This window comes from Chlamydiales bacterium (genome assembly GCA_016185065.1).
GTDB lineage: Bacteria > Chlamydiota > Chlamydiia > Chlamydiales > Rhabdochlamydiaceae.
The window spans coordinates 128,308-146,723 of record JACPOL010000003.1 but is presented as its reverse complement, the minus strand read 5'-3'; the positions used below and the strand labels follow the sequence as shown (position 1 = coordinate 146,723).

Here is an 18,416-nt window from a genome sequence, read left to right as displayed (position 1 = left end):
ATTTTCTCTTGAGCAAAAGAAATTTACGAGACGAGATAACTGACACCCTTATCTAGCTGTTATGCGAAGGGGGTTTCTGACCAGTCGGGACGGCCTGAGGGGATGAGCCCGACGAGCACGGTAATTACTACGCCGGTGAAGAAGAAAGCCATCTGCCCAAGTGCTGCGATGAGAAGGCCTTGAAGCTGGAGGGTAGAGAGGGCGATGGCTATGACGACTTCGCAGAGCCCGAATAGAAACTTAGCTGGGTTGCGAGCGATTCGGTTAAAGAGATCGGAATTTAGACCTTCTTGTAGTGAGCCTGTAATTCCAAGGCGCTCTGGGGGTATGTTCTCAGCTGTTTTGCAACCTGTTTCGCCCAGGTCTTTGTCTGGCACAAATAGCTTTTGGGTCTCTTCGAGTGAGAATTTAAAGCGTAGAGTGGGTGTAAATAGTCCGTTAAAGAAGGCGTTTGCAAAACCATAGATCTTTACTAGGCAACTGTCGCTCTCTCCCGCAGCACTGGCATATCCAGAAAAGCCAGCAAAGTATGCAGGCTGAATCCATAAGACAGCAAAATATCCTCGGAAGTACTTTATCTCTGAATCTGGGCTGACGAAAAAATATTTTTTTGTTTTTTCTAAAATCTCCTTTTGAGACTGCTTTGCTTTTTCATTGTCGGGCATCAGCTTCTGCGTAATCACAGTAGCGCCAGAGGGGTTTCCTCCCTTCGAAGGATCCCCACCATGAGTTAGGATGCCTACGTAGTTGGAGAAGCAGGTGCCGTGGCGCAGGACCTCGAGGCCAAGGAGGTTGCCCAGGCCATCATCGAAGAGAGAGTAGAGAGGAAGGGTGGCCATCTGGAGCAGAGCGGTCAGGGTGCTTATCGTTGTCCAGAAGAGGTTGGTGATCGTCTCATCGCAGCAGGAGGGCTGTTCTTGAGAAGTATTATCTAGAGATTGTGCGCTTGCTTCAGAGACTTTGGAGAGTGCTGACATCGTTTATCACCCGCAACAGTTATCGACTAGACAGGGGTAAATAAACTCTGCGGTTATACAAGTGATAGTTAGGGTGGCTTCCAGTGCTGCAGCGATGAGAAGGCCTTGAAGCATGAAAGTCGAGAGGGCGACAGCTGTGATGACTTCGCAGAGGCCAGCTAGGCACTTAATAGGATTTTTAGAGATCCTATCGATGAGATCTGCATTTAATCCCTGTCTTAACGAGCCTGTGATTCCAAAGTGCTCGGTGCCGATCTTCTTTCTTGTGCGATAAGCTAGGCCACCGTAGTCGGGATCGTTATGAAAAACTTCTCTTGCTTCTTCGAGAGTGAATTTTAAGCGTAGGGTGGGGGTGAATAGGGCGTTAAAAACTGCATTTGCAATGCGGTAGGCTGTAAAAAGCGGATGCTCTTCACTATTTTTAGGAGCTACGCAGTTAAAACCGGAGAGCGCAGCGTGCATATGCGCATACCAAAAAACTTGGGACTCTTTTGTTTCGGAGTCTTTAAAAGCGTAGAAGTGGTTTTTTGTGCGCGCAAGATCATCGCTCTCCTCCATCTTTTTTCCAAGATCCCACGCTATATTTGTTGAGCCATTCTCTTTTCCGCCGAAGGAGGGGTCGGCGCCATGAGTTAGGATGCCTACGTAGTTGGAGAAGCAGGTGCCGTGGCGCAGGACTTCTAGGCCAAGGAGGTTGCCCAGGCCATCGTCGAAGAGGGAGTAGAGGGGGAGAGTGGCCATCTGCAAGAGAGCAGTAAGAGTGCTTATCGTTGTCCAGAAGAGGTTGGTGATCGTCTCATCGGAGCAGAAGAGCTGTTCTTGAGGAGTGTTATCTAGAGATCGAGAGCTTGCTTCAGAGACTCTGGAGAGTGCTGCCATCGTTTAGTTATGCGTTGCCGCAGCATGATAATAAGATTGCGGAGACGTATCCTATGGGCATCAGAGCGGCTTCATACATAGCGGCGAGTAGAAGGCCTTCAAGCAGGAGAGTCGAAAACGCGACAGCTGCTACCACTTCGATGAGGCCGATTAGGCATTTAGCGGGGTTTTGAGAGATTCGGTTTAAGAGATCGCTATTTAATCCTTGTCTCAACGAACCCATAATTCCGAAGTGCTCCGTGCTGACCTTTTGTTCTGTTCGATAAGCAGCGGAAATTGGGGTAATTTGGTAGTCAGGGTCATCTTCAAAAATTCGTTCAACTTCTTCGAGTGTAAATTTGACGCGTAAAGTCGGAGTAAACAGACCATTAAAGATCGCATTTGCTACGCGGTAGATGGTGACAACGCAGCCCCCTTCTTTGAGATCTGCAGCATGGTTGTATCCAGATAGGGTGGCATGAATAGTGGGTCCACCCCATATAGCTATAAATTTGTTGAAAGGTCCACCTGCTCTTGAATCTTTGAATGCATAAAAACGGTTTTTTGTAGCTGCGAGTTCCCTAGCAGTCCCAACTAGGATCGTCGAGCCATTCTCTTTTCCACCAAAGGAGGGGTCGGCGCCATGAGTTAATATGCTCACGTAGTTGGAGAAGCAGGTGCCGTGGCGCAGGACTTCTAGGCCGAGGAGGTTGCCCAGGCCATCATCGAAGAGGGAGTAGAGGGGAAGGGTGGCCATCTGCGAGAGGGCGGTGAAGGTGCTTATCGCGAGCCAGAAGAGGTTCGTAATCGTCTCATGGCAGTCGGGCTCCTTTTCGGTTGGAGCCTCTCTTGTCGGTTGAGTATGAAGATCGATATTTTTTAGATCAGATATTGTTGCCATGCAAAATATTATACTATGGTTTTAATATGAATTACAAATTATAAAAATTTTTCTTGTTTTAGTTGTATAAAAAATATTTTATATCGCAAAAACCCACTCTAAAAGGTAGCATGTTAACCATGTCAACTTGGATTCATAGATATCAGCTCTTTCTCTTTGATTTTGACGGGCTTCTCGTTAACACGGAAGACCTTCACTACGCTGCATATGTAGAGATGTGCAAGGAGCGCGGGTTCGATCTGGACTGGTCGATGGAGCGCTTTTTCGAAGCGGCGCACTTTAATGCGACGGGCCTGCGCGAGGGGATCTATGCGAAGTTTCCAGCTCTATTTGCTCAAGAGCCGCGCTGGGAGGTTCTCTACGAGGAGAAGAAGCGGGCCTACATGCGTCTTCTGATGTCGGGTAAGCTCTCTCTGATGCCAGGTGTAGCTCCTCTTCTGAAAGAGCTCGAGACGGCGGGCATTAAGCGCTGTGTGGTGACCAATTCTACTGCTGAACAGACGGAGTGCATCCGCGACCTTCTTCCAGAGCTCAAGTCGATCCCCGAGTGGATCACGCGCGAGTCTTACGCTCATCCAAAGCCGCATCCAGAATGCTACCAGAAGGCTGTAGAAAAGCTTGGAAGGCCTGGAGATAGGGTAATAGGCTTTGAGGACTCGTTCCGCGGATTTCAAGCCCTTACAGGCGCTGGCGTGAAGGGAGTGTTAATCGCACCTCGCAGCCACCCTCAAACACCCTCGCTGCCGCAAGGGATTCTCCACTTCGAATCTTTTAGCGAAATTTCTAGTAGTGTACTTGAATGAGAAAGAGACCTTGAGGAGGAGCTGATGAGGCTGCTTCTTTTCGGTCTTTTGCTCGCATGATTCTCTCGACCTCTTCGAGAGTGAGCCTTCCGCGTCCCACTTCTATGAGCGTGCCCGTGATGTTGCGCACCATCTTGTAAAGAAAGCCGTCAGCTTCAAATTCGAGCCTTACTCCACCTGGTTCCTCAACCAGATCGAGCCGTTTGATCGTCCTCACTGCATCTTTTGCAGCCGAGCCGCGGTGGGCCTCATTTGCAAACGAGGTGAAGTCGTGCGTGCCGACAAAGAGTGCGCATCCGGCTTTAACGAGATTGAGATCAAGCGGCGTGTGAATGTGCGTGGAGTAGAGGCGCTTGAAGGGGTCGGGTACGCGATCTAAATGCAGGCGGTAGTGGTAGATCTTGCCGCTCGCATCAAAACGGGCGTGAAAATCGCGTGCTACCTCTTCAATGGATAGGATGCGGATCTCGTCTGAGAGCAGACCGTTTAACGAGGCGAGAAGCTTGTGGGTGTCTTGGGGCTCTTGTGTTGTGAAGTGGGCGGTCTGTCCGAGTGCATGGACGCCTGCGTCTGTTCTTCCCGATCCTGTCGCATGAGTAGGAGTGCGCAAGGCGGTCGATAGTGCTTCCTGAACCAGAAATTGAATGGAGGTGGCGTTCGGCTGCACCTGCCAGCCGCTATAGTTTGTTCCATCGTAGGCTAAGACGAGCTTGTATCTGTACATGCTAATGAATTTACTGCAGCCCAGTCTTCGGGAGTGGTGAGCTTGATGTTGGAAGAGGAGCCAGTGACGAGTTTAACGGGATAGCCTGTGAGTTCAACGAGGGAGAGGTCGTCAGAGACTGTTAGGTTTCGCTCCTGCGCGATTTTAAAGCCCTGTTTAAGCAGCGAAAGGGGGGCGATCTGCGGTGTCTGTATCTCCCAGAGGTTTGCGCGATCTAAAGTGGTTGTAACAAAGCCATTTTCGCCAGTCTGTTTGATCGTGTATTTAACGGGTGTTGCGAGGGCGACTGCCGGGTGCTCGCGCGCTTCGTCCAGAAGTTTTTCAAAATCACTGCGCTGAAGACATGGCCGCGCAGCATCGTGGACGCAGACCAGGTCGCAAGTCGTTGAGATCTTTTGCAGGCCGTTCCAGAGAGAGTCCTGTCTTCTCTCTCCTGGAAGAGCAAATGAGAGTGGTCTTATTCCAGAAAAAAACGGCTGATGTTCTGGAGCACAAACGACAATGATCTCTGCGATTTCATCGAAGGAGGCGAAGAGTTCAAGCGAGTGCAGAGCAACAGGTTTTCCCTTAAGTAAGAGAAACTGTTTTGGAGTAGCGGCTCCCATGCGGGATCCAATGCCACCAGCGAGAAGAATAAGAGAGATTGATTGAGACATATTTCTATAAATGCAAAACGCGGCTGTTTAAGCCGCGTTCTGCTTTGAGATAAACTAGAAGCGAATTAAGAGAGGTGTTTGCTGACCAGTTTTGTCATTTCAAACATGTTAACTGCTTTCTTGTTACCCAGAACTTTCGCGAGCTTCTCATCTGGGAGAATGTTGCGCTTGTTAGCTGGGTCTTGTCTCTTGTTTGTTTTGATGTAGGCCCAGAGTTTTTTTGTAACTTCTGTGCGAGGCATTGGGCCTCTTCCGACAACAGCTGCGAGCTCTTCGCTAACTTTCATCGGTTGCATGAACTTTGATTTCTTTTCTTTTGTTTCTTTTGCCATTGTACGTTCTCCTTATTGTGAACACCTTCTTAGGGACTATCCTATAAAGTAAAAAGAACTTTTCTGGATAGATTCTCGAGGGTGGTTTAGTTCATTCCTCGAAAGACTGTTGTAGCTTTCTCGAGGCATTATAGTCAAAAAAAATCGAAAGAAGAAGCAGAAAAAGGAAAAATTTTAACAGTTCATAGACGATTTTTATCAAAGGAAATACTTGCCTTTTAGCGGTGCGGAGTGGCAAGGTGTTTTCTATGCCTACCACGAGTATTGAAAGAGAAACTACCAGTTTGGAGAGCGAGTGTGCGCAGATTTCGCCTCTTGTAGAGGGGCTAAAAAGAGCCGCTTCTCTTGAAGAGAAAATCAGCCTACTAGACGCATTCCCAAGAGTGGAAGAGTTCTTTAGGCTGCCTAGCATTCTACGTAGTCTGCTAAGCGATCTTCCGAAAGAGAGTCAGCTCGTTATCAAAGCTGTCGCAGCGACAGGTCAAGGCCCGCGCGTCCTCTCTTTCCCTTCTCGAGATCCAGATGCACTCCAGAAACTTCAGCAGCTAGTCACAGAACTGATTGCTGTAGAGCGTTTCTACAAAGAGATCGGCGGAATTGTCGGTTACCACCTTCTTATGCAGCGCTGCCTGCTCGCGGGAGAGACGCCCGCTGAAACCAGCGAAGTGAGCTACCATCCTCCTGAAGGAGTAGATATCTACGTAGAGACGAGAGAGGTGCGCGAAGCGCTCATTGCAGGGATTGAGAAGATATCGGAAATGGCGGAGATCTACCCTGTAGGCGGCGCAGCCGATCGATTAAATTTTAAAGACCCCAAGAGCGGAACTCCTCTTCCTGCTGCTAAGCTTCCCTTTGGTGGAAAGACTCTTCTAGAAGGAATGATCCGAGATCTTCAAGCGCGCGAGTATCTGCACTACAAGCTCTTTGGCCAGCAGGTGCAGACACCAATTGTGATGATGACATCGCAAGAGAAGGACAATGAGGCGCAGATCCTCTCGATCTGCGAATCAAACGGCTGGTTTGGAAGACCGAAGAGCTCCTTTCACTTCTTCTCGCAGCCCTCTGTTCCTTCGATGAATACGAAAGGAGAGTGGTGCATGCAAGGCCCTCTTCAACTTCTTCTTAAGCCGGGTGGACATGGTGTTATTTGGAAACTAGCTCGAGATAGCAGAGCATTCGAGTGGCTGGCGAGCTTAGGAAAGAGAAAAGCACTTGTGAGGCAGATCAATAATCCGATTGCTGGAATCGACTACGGTCTGCTGGTTTTCACGGGAGTGGGCTTTAAAGAGAATAAAATTTTTGGCTTCGCCTCCTGCCCGCGAAAGGCTGGAGCGATGGAAGGAACGAACGTCCTTCTTGAACGAAAGAAAGATGAGGGGATGGAGTATGTTCTCACCAACATCGAGTATTGCGACCTGCAAAAGTGCCAAGTTGTAGACCAGACGGAGAAGAGAGATCCCGAACACTCCAAATTCTCATCTAATACGAACATTCTTTTTATAGATCTGGAAGCGGTGAATCAGGCGGTTATCGACTGTCCGTTTCCCGGCGTAGTGATCAATCCAAAGAAGATGAGCTACAAGCGGGATAATCAAATCATTGAAGAGGAGGTCGCTCGCCTCGAGTCGACGATGCAGAATATTGCCGACTGCTTTGTGCAGTCCTTTCCTGAGCCACTTCCCAAAGGAAAGAGAAGAGAGGAGATGCGGACCTTTCTCACCCTAAATGATAGAAGGAAGACGATCTCTACAGTTAAGCGCGAGTATGTGCTTGGCGGCCAGCTCGGTGAGACGCCAGAGGGCTGCTTTATCGATCTCCAGGAGAATGCACGGGAACTACTACTCGACTTTTGCAAATTGGAGCTGATTGAAATTAAGAGAGGGCTCCCCTTTCCCTTCCTCTTCTCCTACCACCCAGCTCTAGGCCCGCTTTACACGATCATTGCGCAGAAGCTCCGCAGAGGAAAGATCACCTCTGGAAGCGAACTTAAGCTAGAGATTGCTGAGGTTGAAATTTTGAACATCGATCTGGATGGAAGCTTGACCATCGAGGCTAGAGAGCCGATGGGAGAGCCGGATTCCACAGGAGCGCTTATCTATTCAGAAAAGGCGGGCAAGTGCACGCTTAAAAATGTGCACATCCATAATCAGGGAATCGACTGGCAAGCCAGAAACACCTTCTGGAAGCAGGAGGTTGCGCGCAAAGAGGAGTGCCGCATTCTCATCCACGGAAGTGGAGAGTTCTATGCCGAAAATGTCACATTGAAAGGCCCTCTTTCAATCGTTGTAGAGGATGGAGTGCGCGTCACAGCGATGAGTGTAGAAGGTAGGGTTCGTTTTATCAGAGAGCGTATCTCACAGCCCAGCTGGTCGTGGCGCTATCAGATCACAGAGGATTTCCGTCTAAGCCTCTCCAAATAACAGATTCTCTTTTTTTGGAGTGCGGCGACCTGGCGCCGCTTTTCTCAACATCGCCCTGGCGATGTTTCTTTGAGGAGAGATCGCCGAGTCGATCTCAAGAAAAGCGGCGCCGGGTCGCCGCACTCCAAAAAAGAGGGGATAAAAAAAAGGCTCGGGGTTTTAGCCCCGAGCCTTTTTCTACGTTCTTAGCTTACTTGGATTAAGCGTTGTGGTTAGGAACGAGATGACCTGCTATCGCTTGGATCACAGTTTCGCGAGTTGCGTTCTGTACTGCTACTGCTGTGGCCGCTACAGCACGAGCTGCCATAGCACGTCCACCATGGGCTGCTGCTTCGGCCTGTCCTACTGGTGCAGGTCCAACCATCGCATCAACAGCGAGGTTAGCGAAGTCAGCTAGTGCAACAGTGTCAAGTGCAACAACAGCTCTTCCAGCTGCTAGCTTTTGTGCGAACTCTATCTGAGCTGGTGATGCAGGTGCAACAGCTGCTGCAACTGCAATGATGATATCGTTAGCAGTTGCGTTTTGTACTGCTGCTGCCGTAGCTGCTGCTTGGCGAGCTGCTTGAGCGCGTGCTTGAGCCGCACCTGCGTCAACTGTTGCTGGAAGCGATGCAACCATCGCATCAGCAATAGCTTCTCCGTGCTGCGCAAGAGTCTGGCCAGCTCCTGCTGCAACGTTTCCTGCGGCAATAACTGCATCCAGGTGGATTCTAGCTTGGCTTCTAGCAGGAGGAGGTGGTGGTGGAAGTGGTAGTGCTGTAAAGGCTACAGTTGCCATTACACCAAGAATTGAATCGAGAGACGATCCTTGTCTTGCAGTTTCAGTTTGTCCGGCAGCAAGAACTCTTCCAGCGCGTGCCTCAGCTGTGTCATGGGCAGCAGCTGCTGGTAGGGTTGCAACCATTGCATCAGCAATGCGCTGAACCTGTCCTGCATCGGCAGCACCTGCTGCTGCTCTTCCGGCTGCAATTGCGGCTTCACGTGGAGTAGGAGCGGGAGCTGGAACAGTTAGAGCTGCGTCTACGATTGCTGTGATTACAGCATCGCGAGTTGCTCCAACTTTGGCGGCTTCAGTCTGCCCTGCATGAAGAGCTCTTAAAATGCGCGCTTGAGCTGCAGCTGCATCAGCCAGTACTGGCAGTGTTGCAATGATCGCATCAACTGTGCGTTGAGTGAGTGATGCGGCAGGTTCTGCGGCAGTTGCTCTTCCGGCTGCGATCGCTGCTTCACGTGGGGTTGGAGGAGGAGGAGGGAGTGCAGCGCCTGCGCAGCAGTCGCAGAGAACTGTGATGACGACAGCGAGGAGAGCTGCAGCTGTAAGGACAGCTAAGCCGATGAGTGTCTCTTCAGGATGAGCTCTTACAAAGTCTGCTGTGAAGACGTAAGCAGCTGTTGCGGCTTCTGCAACTGCTCTACCAAAAGCGGCAAAGTGAGGAGCAAGAGCGACGTAAATTTTTACTGCCATGTCGTACATGAAGTCGAAAAAGACGAGCGCGCCATCTTTTAACCAGATAGCAGTATCTTGGATCCAGACAGCTGAGTAGGATACGCCGTCAAGGGCCCATGTTCCAACTTGAGCGCCGATCTCAGTTGTGTGCTGCCAGCAGTTAGCTGCTTCAGCAGCGAAGTCTGTTTTAGCTATTAAAGCTTGTGTTGCTTGTGGTGTAGTAGCGGTTGCCATGTTTTCTCCTCCAAGAGATTAAATTTCCAGAATATTATCAGTGGGGGTGAGATTGTTGTAAAGTAGACATTTTCTTGTTGATCTCACGCTCCAAAGGAATTTATTGTAGGTATAACAATGGGAGATTTATGAACGAACAGACACAAGATCGTCTGAAGAGTATCGAAAGCCGACTCCTCCACATGTGGAGGTATCTTTGACCTGGCTACAAAAGAAAAGAGGGTAGAAGAATTTGAACAGCAGATGGCCTCGCCAGCTTTTTGGGAGGATGCTGCGCTCGCTCAAGGTGTGATTTCAGAGTGTAACGACCTGAAAGCATGGACGATACCTTATAAAGAGATCAAACAGAGATTTGAAAATACCGCAAGCCTGCTCCCCGAAGCTGAAGAGTGTGGAGAGAGTGAGCTAGTTCAAGAACTTCTTGGCGAGCTCGATGCTGTTGAGAAAATTCTTGAAGAGCTCGAGGTGCGCAAGATGCTCTCGGGCGAGCTCGACTCAAAAAATTGCTACTTAAGCATTAATTCTGGAGCGGGTGGCACGGAGGCGTGCGACTGGGCGCTCATGCTCTCTCGGATGTATGAGAGGTGGGCGACAAAGAGGGGATGGGGGGTTGAGGCTTTGGAAGCGACCGAGGGAGAGGTGGCAGGGATAAAGAGCATCACCTTCAAAATCACAGGGGCTTTTGCCTACGGGTATGCAAAAGCGGAGAAGGGAGTTCATAGACTTGTTCGGATCTCTCCTTTTGATAGTAATGCCAGACGCCATACGAGCTTCGCCTCTGTTGATGTAACGCCCGAAATTGGCGATGAGATCAAGATTGAGATCAGGCCTGAGGATATTCGCGTCGACACCTACCGCGCTTCGGGTGCGGGCGGCCAGCACGTCAATAAGACAGACTCGGCTGTGCGCATTACCCACGCTCCCTCGGGGATGGTCGTCTCCTGCCAGAGCGAGAGAAGTCAGGTGAATAATAAAGAGACCTGCATGAAGATGCTCCGCGCTAAGCTGTACGAGAAGGAGTACAACGAGAGGCAGGAGAAGCTTAAGGAGATGGGTGGAGAGAAGAAGGAGATTGGCTGGGGCAGTCAGATCCGCAGTTACGTCTTCCAACCTTATACACTTGTCAAAGATGCAAGAACCAAGTACGAAGTGGGAAATGTACACGCTGTAATGGATGGGGAGATCGATGATTTTATCAACGCTTATCTCAAAGAGTTTGGATAGATATGAGTGAGAAGATTCCTGGATTTGAGATTCGCTACACGCAGCTAACCGACGCTTCTAATCTAAAGGAGTGGCTGAATGCTCCTGGTATGCTGCACTGGTTTCCCATGCAGGAGGAGAAAGAGATTGAAGATGCAGCGCAGGCGTGGGCGAGCTTCTCACGCTGGAGCTGCAGTTTGACTTGTACAATCGATGGGGTGCCCTGCGCAATCGGAACTCTATTTCTGATGCCCTATCGCAAAGTGGCCCACCACTGCTTAATTAAAGTTATTGTCGACCCGAAATTTCAGAGAAGAGGCGTCGGGACGGAGCTGATAAAAAATCTTAAACATCTTGCTAAAAGCTACTTCCGCCTGCAGATCCTACACGTAGAGGTTTACGAGGGTAATCCTCTTGTAAAACTTTTGCAGAAAGAGGGGTTTCGTCAATTTGCCAAACAGGAGCGCTTTGTGAAAGAGGGAGAGACCTACCTAGCGCGCCTACTATTCGAATGCTTCTTGTGAGACAAACGAAATGAATCAACAGACCGCTCCTAAGCTACACATCCGCATTACAGAACCAGAGGACTCGGAGCATCTCAAGAGCTGGCTCTTTGAGCCTGGCGTACTCCGCTGGTTCCCCATGTTTGATGAGCGCGAAGTAGAGGATGCCGTGAGAATCTGGGTTAGCTATGCAAAACATGAGGCGTGTTTTACAATTGAGTGCGACGGGGTTCCATGCGGAGTCGCAAATCTCTACCTTCAGCCCTATAAAAAGTTGGCACACCAGTCTCTTTTTGCTATTATCGTCTCCGAAAAATTCCGGAATAAGGGGATCGGGACAACTCTTCTTACCTATCTAATTAAAGTGGCAAAAGAGAAGTTCAATTTAGAGATCTTGCACCTGGAAGTATACGAGGGAAATCCAGCGATTCATCTCTATCGAAGAATGGGCTTTGTCCAGTATGGGGTGGAGACTCACTTCATTCGAGACAGCGGGGAGTATATCTCCAAGATCATGATGCAAAAAATATTATAGAAATCGAGTGGGAATATGGCAGGTCATAGTAAGTGGGCAAACATCAAACACCGCAAAGGGCGCTCCGATGCGATCAAGGGGAAGCTCTTTTCTCGTCTTACCAAGGAGATCATCTCTGCGGTAAAGCAGGGAGGTCCCGATCCCAAATCCAACTCCAAGCTGCGGCTTGTGATTCAGAAGGCGCGCGAGAATAACCTCCCTGCCGACAATATCGAGCGCAACATCAAGAAGGCCTCTAGCACCGATCAGGCGGACTTTGAAGAGTTGACCTATGAGCTCTATGGGCATGGCGGAGTGGGAATCATTGTAGAGATCATGACGGACAATAAGAATCGCACCTCATCAGACATGCGGATAGCCACGAATAAGCGCGGTGGCACGGTCGCGAATCCTGGGGCTGTCATGTTTAATTTTGATAGAAAGGGCTTCATCCAGGTTCTCAAAAAAGGAGTTGACGAAGACGCCCTCTTTTTAGCTGTTTCAGAAGCTGGAGCGGAGGATTTCGAGTCGAATGAGGAGCTCTTTCTTATCACAACTCCTCCGGATCTGCTCTACCAGGTCAAAGAAAAAATTGAGCAGATGGGCTACACCTGTCAAGAAACAAGTTTAGAGATGATTCCCAAGGTCTGGATCGAGTGCGATTCTGAGAAGGCGAAGGATAATCTTGCTCTAATTGAGTGGCTTGAGAATCTAGACGACGTCGACGCTGTCTATCATAATATGAAACTCCCTGAATAGTTAAATTTTAATTATTTCATTTGATTAATTTCATATAAGAAAAGTCATTCGTCAGCTAAAATAGTACCTCATCATACTAAGGTTTAAGGGAAAAATGAGCTCACTGAATGCCTCTCTATTTCAGCTTCAATCCTGCTATTCAAAAGTAGCTGCTCTTCCAGAAGATCAGTTTCTCTCTTTTAATGAGGAGGAGGAGCTTGAGAGTGTGGACGCTCCCGAGGCTATTTCCTACTGCTGCTACACCTACTCAGCTGAACTTTCCGACACTGAAAAAGCTCGTAATAAGAGAAGCTGGCAGATCTTTGAACGGATTGTAAGAGCTACCTTTCTCGAAAAAGAGGTGAGCAGATTTTGCAGTCGATATAAATTAAATTTTCAAGAGGCAATTGACAAGGGATCTCCCCTGAAAGCACGCCATATTCAATCTATTGGCGTTGGGGCAGCAAAAGTATTTAAAAGCGATCTCGCTGACCGCGGATCGATAACGAAAGAAGAGGTTGCTCAGTATCTCAGCTCGGCTAGAACGCGCGCGCATTTAGGCCAAGAGATCCCTGTTGAACGGATTAGGGGTGGTGCCGAGTCTGTAGGTGATATGCTTCAGTACAATCCTCTAAAGCTCGATAGAGAGAAGCTCTCTTATTATGAGCATCTGTCAAAAAATAGAGACGCGCTAACAGAAGATCAGGTCTTTCCTTTTCCATTTGCCGGCTTTCCTGCGTTTGAAGGACTTGCAAAAGTCCTCGTCAGCAAAGAGTTTGAAAAGGGAGAGATTATCACTACTTTAGATGAGGGTGGAGAGCTCGACTACTATTCAGTGTATTCGAAAATTAATGTGGCCGGTCTTGTCGCCTACGCGCTAGTTCCGATTGCTGTAGATTCGCAGATGCGGCACGCGATTTTCATTCGTCCGACTCAGGTGGCTCCTACTATGGAGAATGCTGTGCCGAGTTGGATCAACGATCTGGAGTATAATATTGGAGAGAGTGGTGCTGGAGCCGCGAAGAAACTTTTTGAGCAGCTTTTTAATGACACAAACTTCTTTAATGGCCCGATCGATCTCGTTGGCTATAGCCTTGGAGGGACGCATGCGCAGCGGCTCCTAGTAGAGTTTTGGAAGCGCATAGCAAGAGTCTTCTTTTTCAATGATCCAGGCGTCGATGAAGCTACGGCAGAGCGTTTTAGAAAAGAGATTAGCGCCGCAGGTTCCGATCATAAGCCAGAGATCCACATCTTCAGAAATGAGAACGATAAGGCTGACCACGTTGGCACAGAGCATCTTGGCGCCGGTTTGGCAGGAGTCCGTGTTAAGTTAACTGTATTCCAGAAGCTACCTCCAGGAGGTCCCCACTTTGGAACCCATGCAACTAGAGTGGGTGAGCTCTACAACAAGAGCAAGATTATAGAAAATCAGGCTAGCATGGTGGTTTATCACGATGGAGAGAAGATTACCCATCGTTATACTGAGAGTGGAACTCTGCAAAGAACTTCTGAGAGCGATCCCGAAGCACTGAGTCGCGAGCTCATCACAAAAAATCGCGGCGCAGATATCTTATGGTGGGAGGAGCTTCGCCTCTCCTGCATCACGCGTCTTTTCCACCAGATCATCGTTGGTCTCTATGCTTGTTTTAGGGGTATCTTCGAATGTTTCGGGGTGGAATTTTTCCGCACAAATAGCCATGAAGATCTCACGCGTCTTGAGACTGAAGACTCGATCTAATAGACCTCTTTCGAAAGAGGTCTAAGAGGATGTCTACAAAGGCAGCAACATGCTTTTTTAGTCTTTTCGGCAGACTATAAATTGTCTTTCTTGGTCTGCTTTCTCAAGTATGTCCTCCGAAAAACAATTTAAATTCTGCCAAAAAACCTTAAAAAATCAAAGTTTCTGACTTTGTAGACATCCTCTAATCTAAAAAGATCTATCATTAAAATTTTTTAATCCTCTATATCAGGCTTTAGACCTCTTTCGAAACTTCATTCGCTCGTTAAAATTGGTCTTTTTGGCATCTTTGCCACAAAATTTTTCGACCATGTGTTTACACATGCTGTCAAAATTTTGCGGCAAATCTGCACAAAAATCCTCAATTTTTCCGAACAAAGTAAATTTCGAAAGAGGTCTATTTCTACACGGATGGATATGTCGGAAGAGAAGAGACGTTTAGAGGAAGACTCTAAGCTAGAGAAGCACTGGCGCAGGTGGGGTCCCTACCTCAGCGAAAGGCAGTGGGCAACTGTGCGCGAGGATTATAGCGAAGATGGCGATGCGTGGAGCTACTTTACGCACGACCAGGCGCGCTCGCGTGCATACCGCTGGGGAGAGGATGGAATTGCGGGTATTTCCGATAACCATCAGCGCCTCTGCTTTGCTCTCGCATTCTGGAATGGAGAGGATCCGATTCTCAAAGAGCGTCTCTTTGGCCTAACGGGAAAAGAGGGGAATCATGGCGAGGATGTGAAGGAGTACTACTTCTATCTCGACAACACCCCAACGCATAGTTATATGCGTTATCTCTACAAGTATCCTCAAGCTGCTTTTCCCTATGCGAAGCTCGTTGAAGAGAATAAGAAGCGGACGCAGAGCGAGCGCGAATATGAGCTTCTGGATACGGGAATCTTCGAGAAGAGCCGCTATTTCGATATCGATATCGAATATGCCAAGGAGTCTCCTGAGAACCTGCTTATCCGTATTACGATTGCGAATCGAGGCGACGTAGCAAAAACGATCCATCTGCTTCCCACTCTCTGGTTCCGTAACACCTGGTCCTGGACAGAAAAGCCGGTCAACAAACCGTTGATAAAGGCTGGAGGGGGCTGTTTAGAGGCGATCCATCCAGATTTAGGAAGACGTTTTCTCTATTTTGAAGATGGCGCTCAAACGCTATTTACTGAGAATGAGACAAACGCTAAACGGCTCTTCGGAAAACCGAATAGCTCGCCCTACGTTAAAGACGCCTTTCACGAGTATCTAATCCATAAAAATTCCACGGCAATAAATCCCTCTCACAGCGGCACCAAGAGCGCGCTGCATTTCGTACGAGAGGTTGCACCCGGAGCTTCCATTGAAGTTAAGCTGCGGCTTACCAGCGAGAAGGGAGTGAAACGTCCTTTTGAGAAGTTTGAAGAGTGGATGAAGAAGAGGAAGGAGGAGGCGGACGCATTTTATCTGGAGCTTGCAGATCCTCATCTCACGCAGGAGCTACGTCAAATTCAGAGGCAGGCGCTAGCGGGAATGCTCTGGAATAAGCAGTTCTACCACTATGCAGTGGAAGATTGGTTAAGTCGGGATCCTCTTGCACTGGGAGAGAGGCCAAAGAGAAAGATCGGGAGAAACGCCGACTGGGTGCACATCTACAATGACGATGTCCATTCTACGCCCGATAAGTGGGAGTATCCGGGCTTTTTTTCTTGGGATACCGCCTTTCATACGCTGCCGCTTGCGATGATCGATCCCGAATATGCGAAGAAGCAGCTCCTCCTGCTTACGCGCGAATGGTATATGCATCCGAATGGTCAGCTGCCAGCTTACGAGTGGTCTTTTGGAGACGTAAACCCCCCAGTACACGCATGGGCAACCTGGCGAGTTTATAAGATAGGAGAGAAGCTGCATGGCAATCAGGATAGATTTTTTCTCGAGAGAGTCTTTCAGAAATTGCTGATGAATTTCACCTGGTGGGTGAACCGGAAAGACGCCGAAGGGAGAAATATTTTTCAGGGCGGCTTTTTGGGAATGGATAATATCAGCGTATTCAACCGAAGTGAGCATCTTCCAAATGGAGGGACTCTCTATCAATCAGATGCGACGAGCTGGATGGGGATGTACTGTCTGAATATGCTTACAATTTCTCTGGAGCTCGCTCATGAAAATCCCAGCTATGAGGATATGGCCAGCAAGTTTCTTGAGCACTTTCTCTATATTTCAAATGCGATCAATCACAAAAGCAGCGACAGGCTTCCTCTTTGGGATGAAGAGGATGGTTTCTACTACGATCTGCTGATGCTTCCCGATGGAACGCACCACCATCTCAAAGTTCGTTCGATGGTAAGCATCGTTCCTCTTTTCGCTGTAGCTGCTGTGCCAAAAGAGATTTTCGAAAAGTTCAAGGGTTTTAACAAACGACTTGAATGGTTTCTAGATAACCGTCTAGACCTCTGTGACAAGGTGGCCTGCATGCGCACGACTGGTGTCGAGGAGCGCAGGCTCTTCTCCATTATGAACCGCGAGAGACTAAAACGGGTGCTTGAGAAGATGCTGGATGAGAGTGAGTTTTTAAGCCCTTACGGCATTCGCTCACTATCTAAATACCATGAAAAACACCCATATGTTTTGAAGCTCAACTCCCACGAGTACACCGTGGCCTACGAGCCAGCCGAATCGACAAGCCGATTATTCGGGGGGAATTCCAACTGGCGCGGGCCGATCTGGTTTCCTCTTAATATGTTAATCATTGAATCACTTCAGAAGTTTCATTACTATCTGGGCGATGAGTATAAGGTAGAGTGTCCCACCGGTTCTGGAAAAATGATGACCCTTTGGGAGGTCGCTAGTGAAATCGCAAATCGCTTGGTCCGCATGTTTTTAATGGACTCTAACGGACACAGACCTATCTACGGTGGAAATACCACCTTTCAGGATGATCCTTATTGGAAGGATCACCTGCTTTTCAACGAATACTTTCATGGCGACAATGGCAGCGGAATTGGTGCTAGTCATCAGACGGGATGGACGGGTCTTGTCGCCAAGCTTATTCAGCAACTTGGACACTACCAAGGGATGTCAACCACATGGCAGTAGAAAATATGACGTATGCGACTGAATCGACTCTGAAAACAGAGTCTGTAAAAAAGAAGAAAATCCTCGTTCTTATTAGCTATGGTGGAGGCGGTCACAAAGCAGCAGGAGAGTCCTTAAAAGAGATTTTAGGCGGCATCTACGATGTAGAAGTTGTAAATCCACTGGTTGACATGCTTCGTCCAATTGATGGACTAAGCGTTCTCACTTTTGGCCGATTTACTGGAGAAGATCTCTATAACTTCATGTTAAGAAAGGGCCACCACTGCTTTATAAAAGTTCTCTTCTGTCATGTCGGCACCTACTACATGCGTTCGAAGATGAAACGTGTAAGAAAGCTCTTCGATAAGTATCTCGTGAGGTGTGGAAGCGATAGACCGTCGCTTATTATCTCTACTTTCCCAATGGTCAATGCCCCCCTTTTTGAATCTGCGCAAAACGCAGGCGTGCCCTTTGTCATTCTGCCCACAGATCTAGATTGCGAAACTTTTCTGCTGGGGATGGACGATGTAGAGGTAAAAGAGAACGCAAAACTCGCGGTGGCTCTTCCCTATGACGATCCAGATCTGCAGCTTAAAGCTGTAAGAGAGGGGCGTCTCAAGACTAAACACCTGCATGTAACTGGCTTCCCTGTGCGTCCGGCGTGCCAGAAGAAGTACACAGAAGAGGAGCTCTCTGCTTTGAGGATAAAACATGGTCTGAAAGAGGGGATGCCAACTTTAACCATCATCATGGGCGCGGAAGGAGGAGACACGATTCTCCACTACGCCCAACAGCTCTCGAACCTTCCACTTACCACTTCAACGGGACAGAGCTACCAGCTTAACGTATGCGTGGGAAGAAACCGCAATATCGCAAATAAGATTAAAGAGTGGATTTTGCAAAATGGGGGAGAAGTGGCCTACCAGTGCGATGCGTATACTACGATGCTCACCCGCGATAAGGTCTATATTCACCTCCGCACATTTACTAAAGAGGTTGTCGAGATCATGGCCTGCTCGGACCTGATCATTACAAAGACCGGCTCCTGCTCTGTGAATGAAGCGATCTATCTTGGAAAGAGACTTCTGCTCGACAATACTGAAAACTCTTCGGCGAGACACATCTGGTGGGAGAGCTTTAACGTCGCATTTGTGAAGAAGCATAATTTGGGAGACGCCTTCTGCGATCTCTCTGAACTCAGCACAAAGGCGGTCTCGCTGCTTAACCAGACGACCCAGTCTCCCTCTGCAAGAGGAGATTTCCGGCTTCCTTCGTTTAAACAGAATGTTTTGGATCTTGTAAAATCGATGATATAGG

General features: G+C 48.6%; 16 protein-coding genes. 9 read left to right on the top strand and 7 right to left on the bottom strand.

The genetic code is table 11. The features are described from left to right. Positions 1-59 precede the first annotated feature (59 nt). From HYX48_01580 to HYX48_01570, 3 genes are read right to left on the bottom strand one after another with little or no spacing between them, the layout of a single operon-like run. On the bottom strand, positions 60-977 hold the full coding sequence (locus tag HYX48_01580) for a hypothetical protein (GenBank protein MBI2742592.1): 918 nt from the start codon (positions 975-977) through the stop codon (positions 60-62). A 6-nt stretch (positions 978-983) separates the two neighbouring features. Next, positions 984-1,856: a hypothetical protein gene (locus HYX48_01575; protein MBI2742591.1), complete on the bottom strand. Its 873-nt coding sequence runs from the start codon at positions 1,854-1,856 to the stop codon at positions 984-986. Positions 1,857-1,863: 7 nt separating this feature from the next. Further along, on the bottom strand, positions 1,864-2,736 hold the full coding sequence (locus HYX48_01570; protein ID MBI2742590.1) for a hypothetical protein: 873 nt from the start codon (positions 2,734-2,736) through the stop codon (positions 1,864-1,866). 119 nt (positions 2,737-2,855) lie between these two features. On the opposite strand from HYX48_01570, the gene HYX48_01565 reads away from it, so the two are divergent. Next, entirely contained in the window at positions 2,856-3,539 is a 684-nt protein-coding gene (locus tag HYX48_01565; GenBank protein ID MBI2742589.1) for an HAD family phosphatase, read from the top strand. Here HYX48_01565 and truA read toward each other — a convergent pair. The 3 genes from truA to HYX48_01550 all read right to left on the bottom strand — a co-directional run bounded on the left by truA (position 3,520) and on the right by HYX48_01550 (position 5,251). Continuing rightward, positions 3,520-4,263, bottom strand: coding sequence for a tRNA pseudouridine(38-40) synthase TruA (gene truA, locus HYX48_01560; GenBank protein ID MBI2742588.1), 744 nt, complete (start codon positions 4,261-4,263; stop codon positions 3,520-3,522). The genes HYX48_01565 and truA overlap by 20 nt on opposite strands. Continuing rightward, the gene (ispD, locus tag HYX48_01555) at positions 4,239-4,919 is read right to left on the bottom strand and encodes a 2-C-methyl-D-erythritol 4-phosphate cytidylyltransferase (protein ID MBI2742587.1); all 681 of its coding nucleotides are present in this window, start codon (positions 4,917-4,919) and stop codon (positions 4,239-4,241) included. The genes truA and ispD overlap by 25 nt, the downstream gene beginning before the upstream one ends. Positions 4,920-4,984: 65 nt before the next feature. Beyond that, positions 4,985-5,251, bottom strand: a complete 267-nt coding sequence (locus HYX48_01550; GenBank protein ID MBI2742586.1) for a hypothetical protein — start codon at positions 5,249-5,251, stop codon at positions 4,985-4,987. A gap of 248 nt (positions 5,252-5,499) precedes the next feature. On the opposite strand from HYX48_01550, the gene HYX48_01545 reads away from it, so the two are divergent. Next, positions 5,500-7,671 (top strand): UTP--glucose-1-phosphate uridylyltransferase, encoded by a 2,172-nt coding sequence (locus HYX48_01545; GenBank protein MBI2742585.1) that lies wholly within the window; start codon positions 5,500-5,502, stop codon positions 7,669-7,671. Between the two features lie 199 nt (positions 7,672-7,870). On the opposite strand, the gene HYX48_01540 is transcribed toward HYX48_01545, so the two are convergent. Continuing rightward, positions 7,871-9,352 carry a hypothetical protein gene (locus HYX48_01540; protein MBI2742584.1) on the bottom strand — a complete coding sequence of 494 codons (1,482 nt, stop codon included), beginning with the start codon at positions 9,350-9,352 and terminating at the stop codon, positions 7,871-7,873. Between the two features lie 192 nt (positions 9,353-9,544). Between HYX48_01540 and prfB the strand changes: the two genes are divergently transcribed. From prfB to HYX48_01505, 7 genes are all read left to right on the top strand, one after another. Then, positions 9,545-10,576, top strand: coding sequence for a peptide chain release factor 2 (gene prfB, locus HYX48_01535; protein MBI2742583.1), 1,032 nt, complete (start codon positions 9,545-9,547; stop codon positions 10,574-10,576). Between the two features lie 2 nt (positions 10,577-10,578). Further along, positions 10,579-11,079, top strand: a complete 501-nt coding sequence (locus tag HYX48_01530; GenBank protein MBI2742582.1) for a GNAT family N-acetyltransferase — start codon at positions 10,579-10,581, stop codon at positions 11,077-11,079. Between the two features lie 10 nt (positions 11,080-11,089). Next, positions 11,090-11,593, top strand: a complete 504-nt coding sequence (locus tag HYX48_01525; protein ID MBI2742581.1) for a GNAT family N-acetyltransferase — start codon at positions 11,090-11,092, stop codon at positions 11,591-11,593. A gap of 15 nt (positions 11,594-11,608) precedes the next feature. Then, a complete protein-coding gene (locus HYX48_01520) occupies positions 11,609-12,331 on the top strand; it encodes a YebC/PmpR family DNA-binding transcriptional regulator (GenBank protein MBI2742580.1) in 723 nt (240 codons plus the stop codon). Between the two features lie 94 nt (positions 12,332-12,425). Then, on the top strand, positions 12,426-14,048 hold the full coding sequence (locus HYX48_01515) for a hypothetical protein (GenBank protein MBI2742579.1): 1,623 nt from the start codon (positions 12,426-12,428) through the stop codon (positions 14,046-14,048). A 411-nt stretch (positions 14,049-14,459) separates the two neighbouring features. Then, positions 14,460-17,120 carry a glucosidase gene (locus tag HYX48_01510; protein MBI2742578.1) on the top strand — a complete coding sequence of 887 codons (2,661 nt, stop codon included), beginning with the start codon at positions 14,460-14,462 and terminating at the stop codon, positions 17,118-17,120. Further along, positions 17,111-18,415: a hypothetical protein gene (locus HYX48_01505; protein ID MBI2742577.1), complete on the top strand. Its 1,305-nt coding sequence runs from the start codon at positions 17,111-17,113 to the stop codon at positions 18,413-18,415. The genes HYX48_01510 and HYX48_01505 overlap by 10 nt, the downstream gene beginning before the upstream one ends. Position 18,416 lies beyond the last annotated feature (1 nt).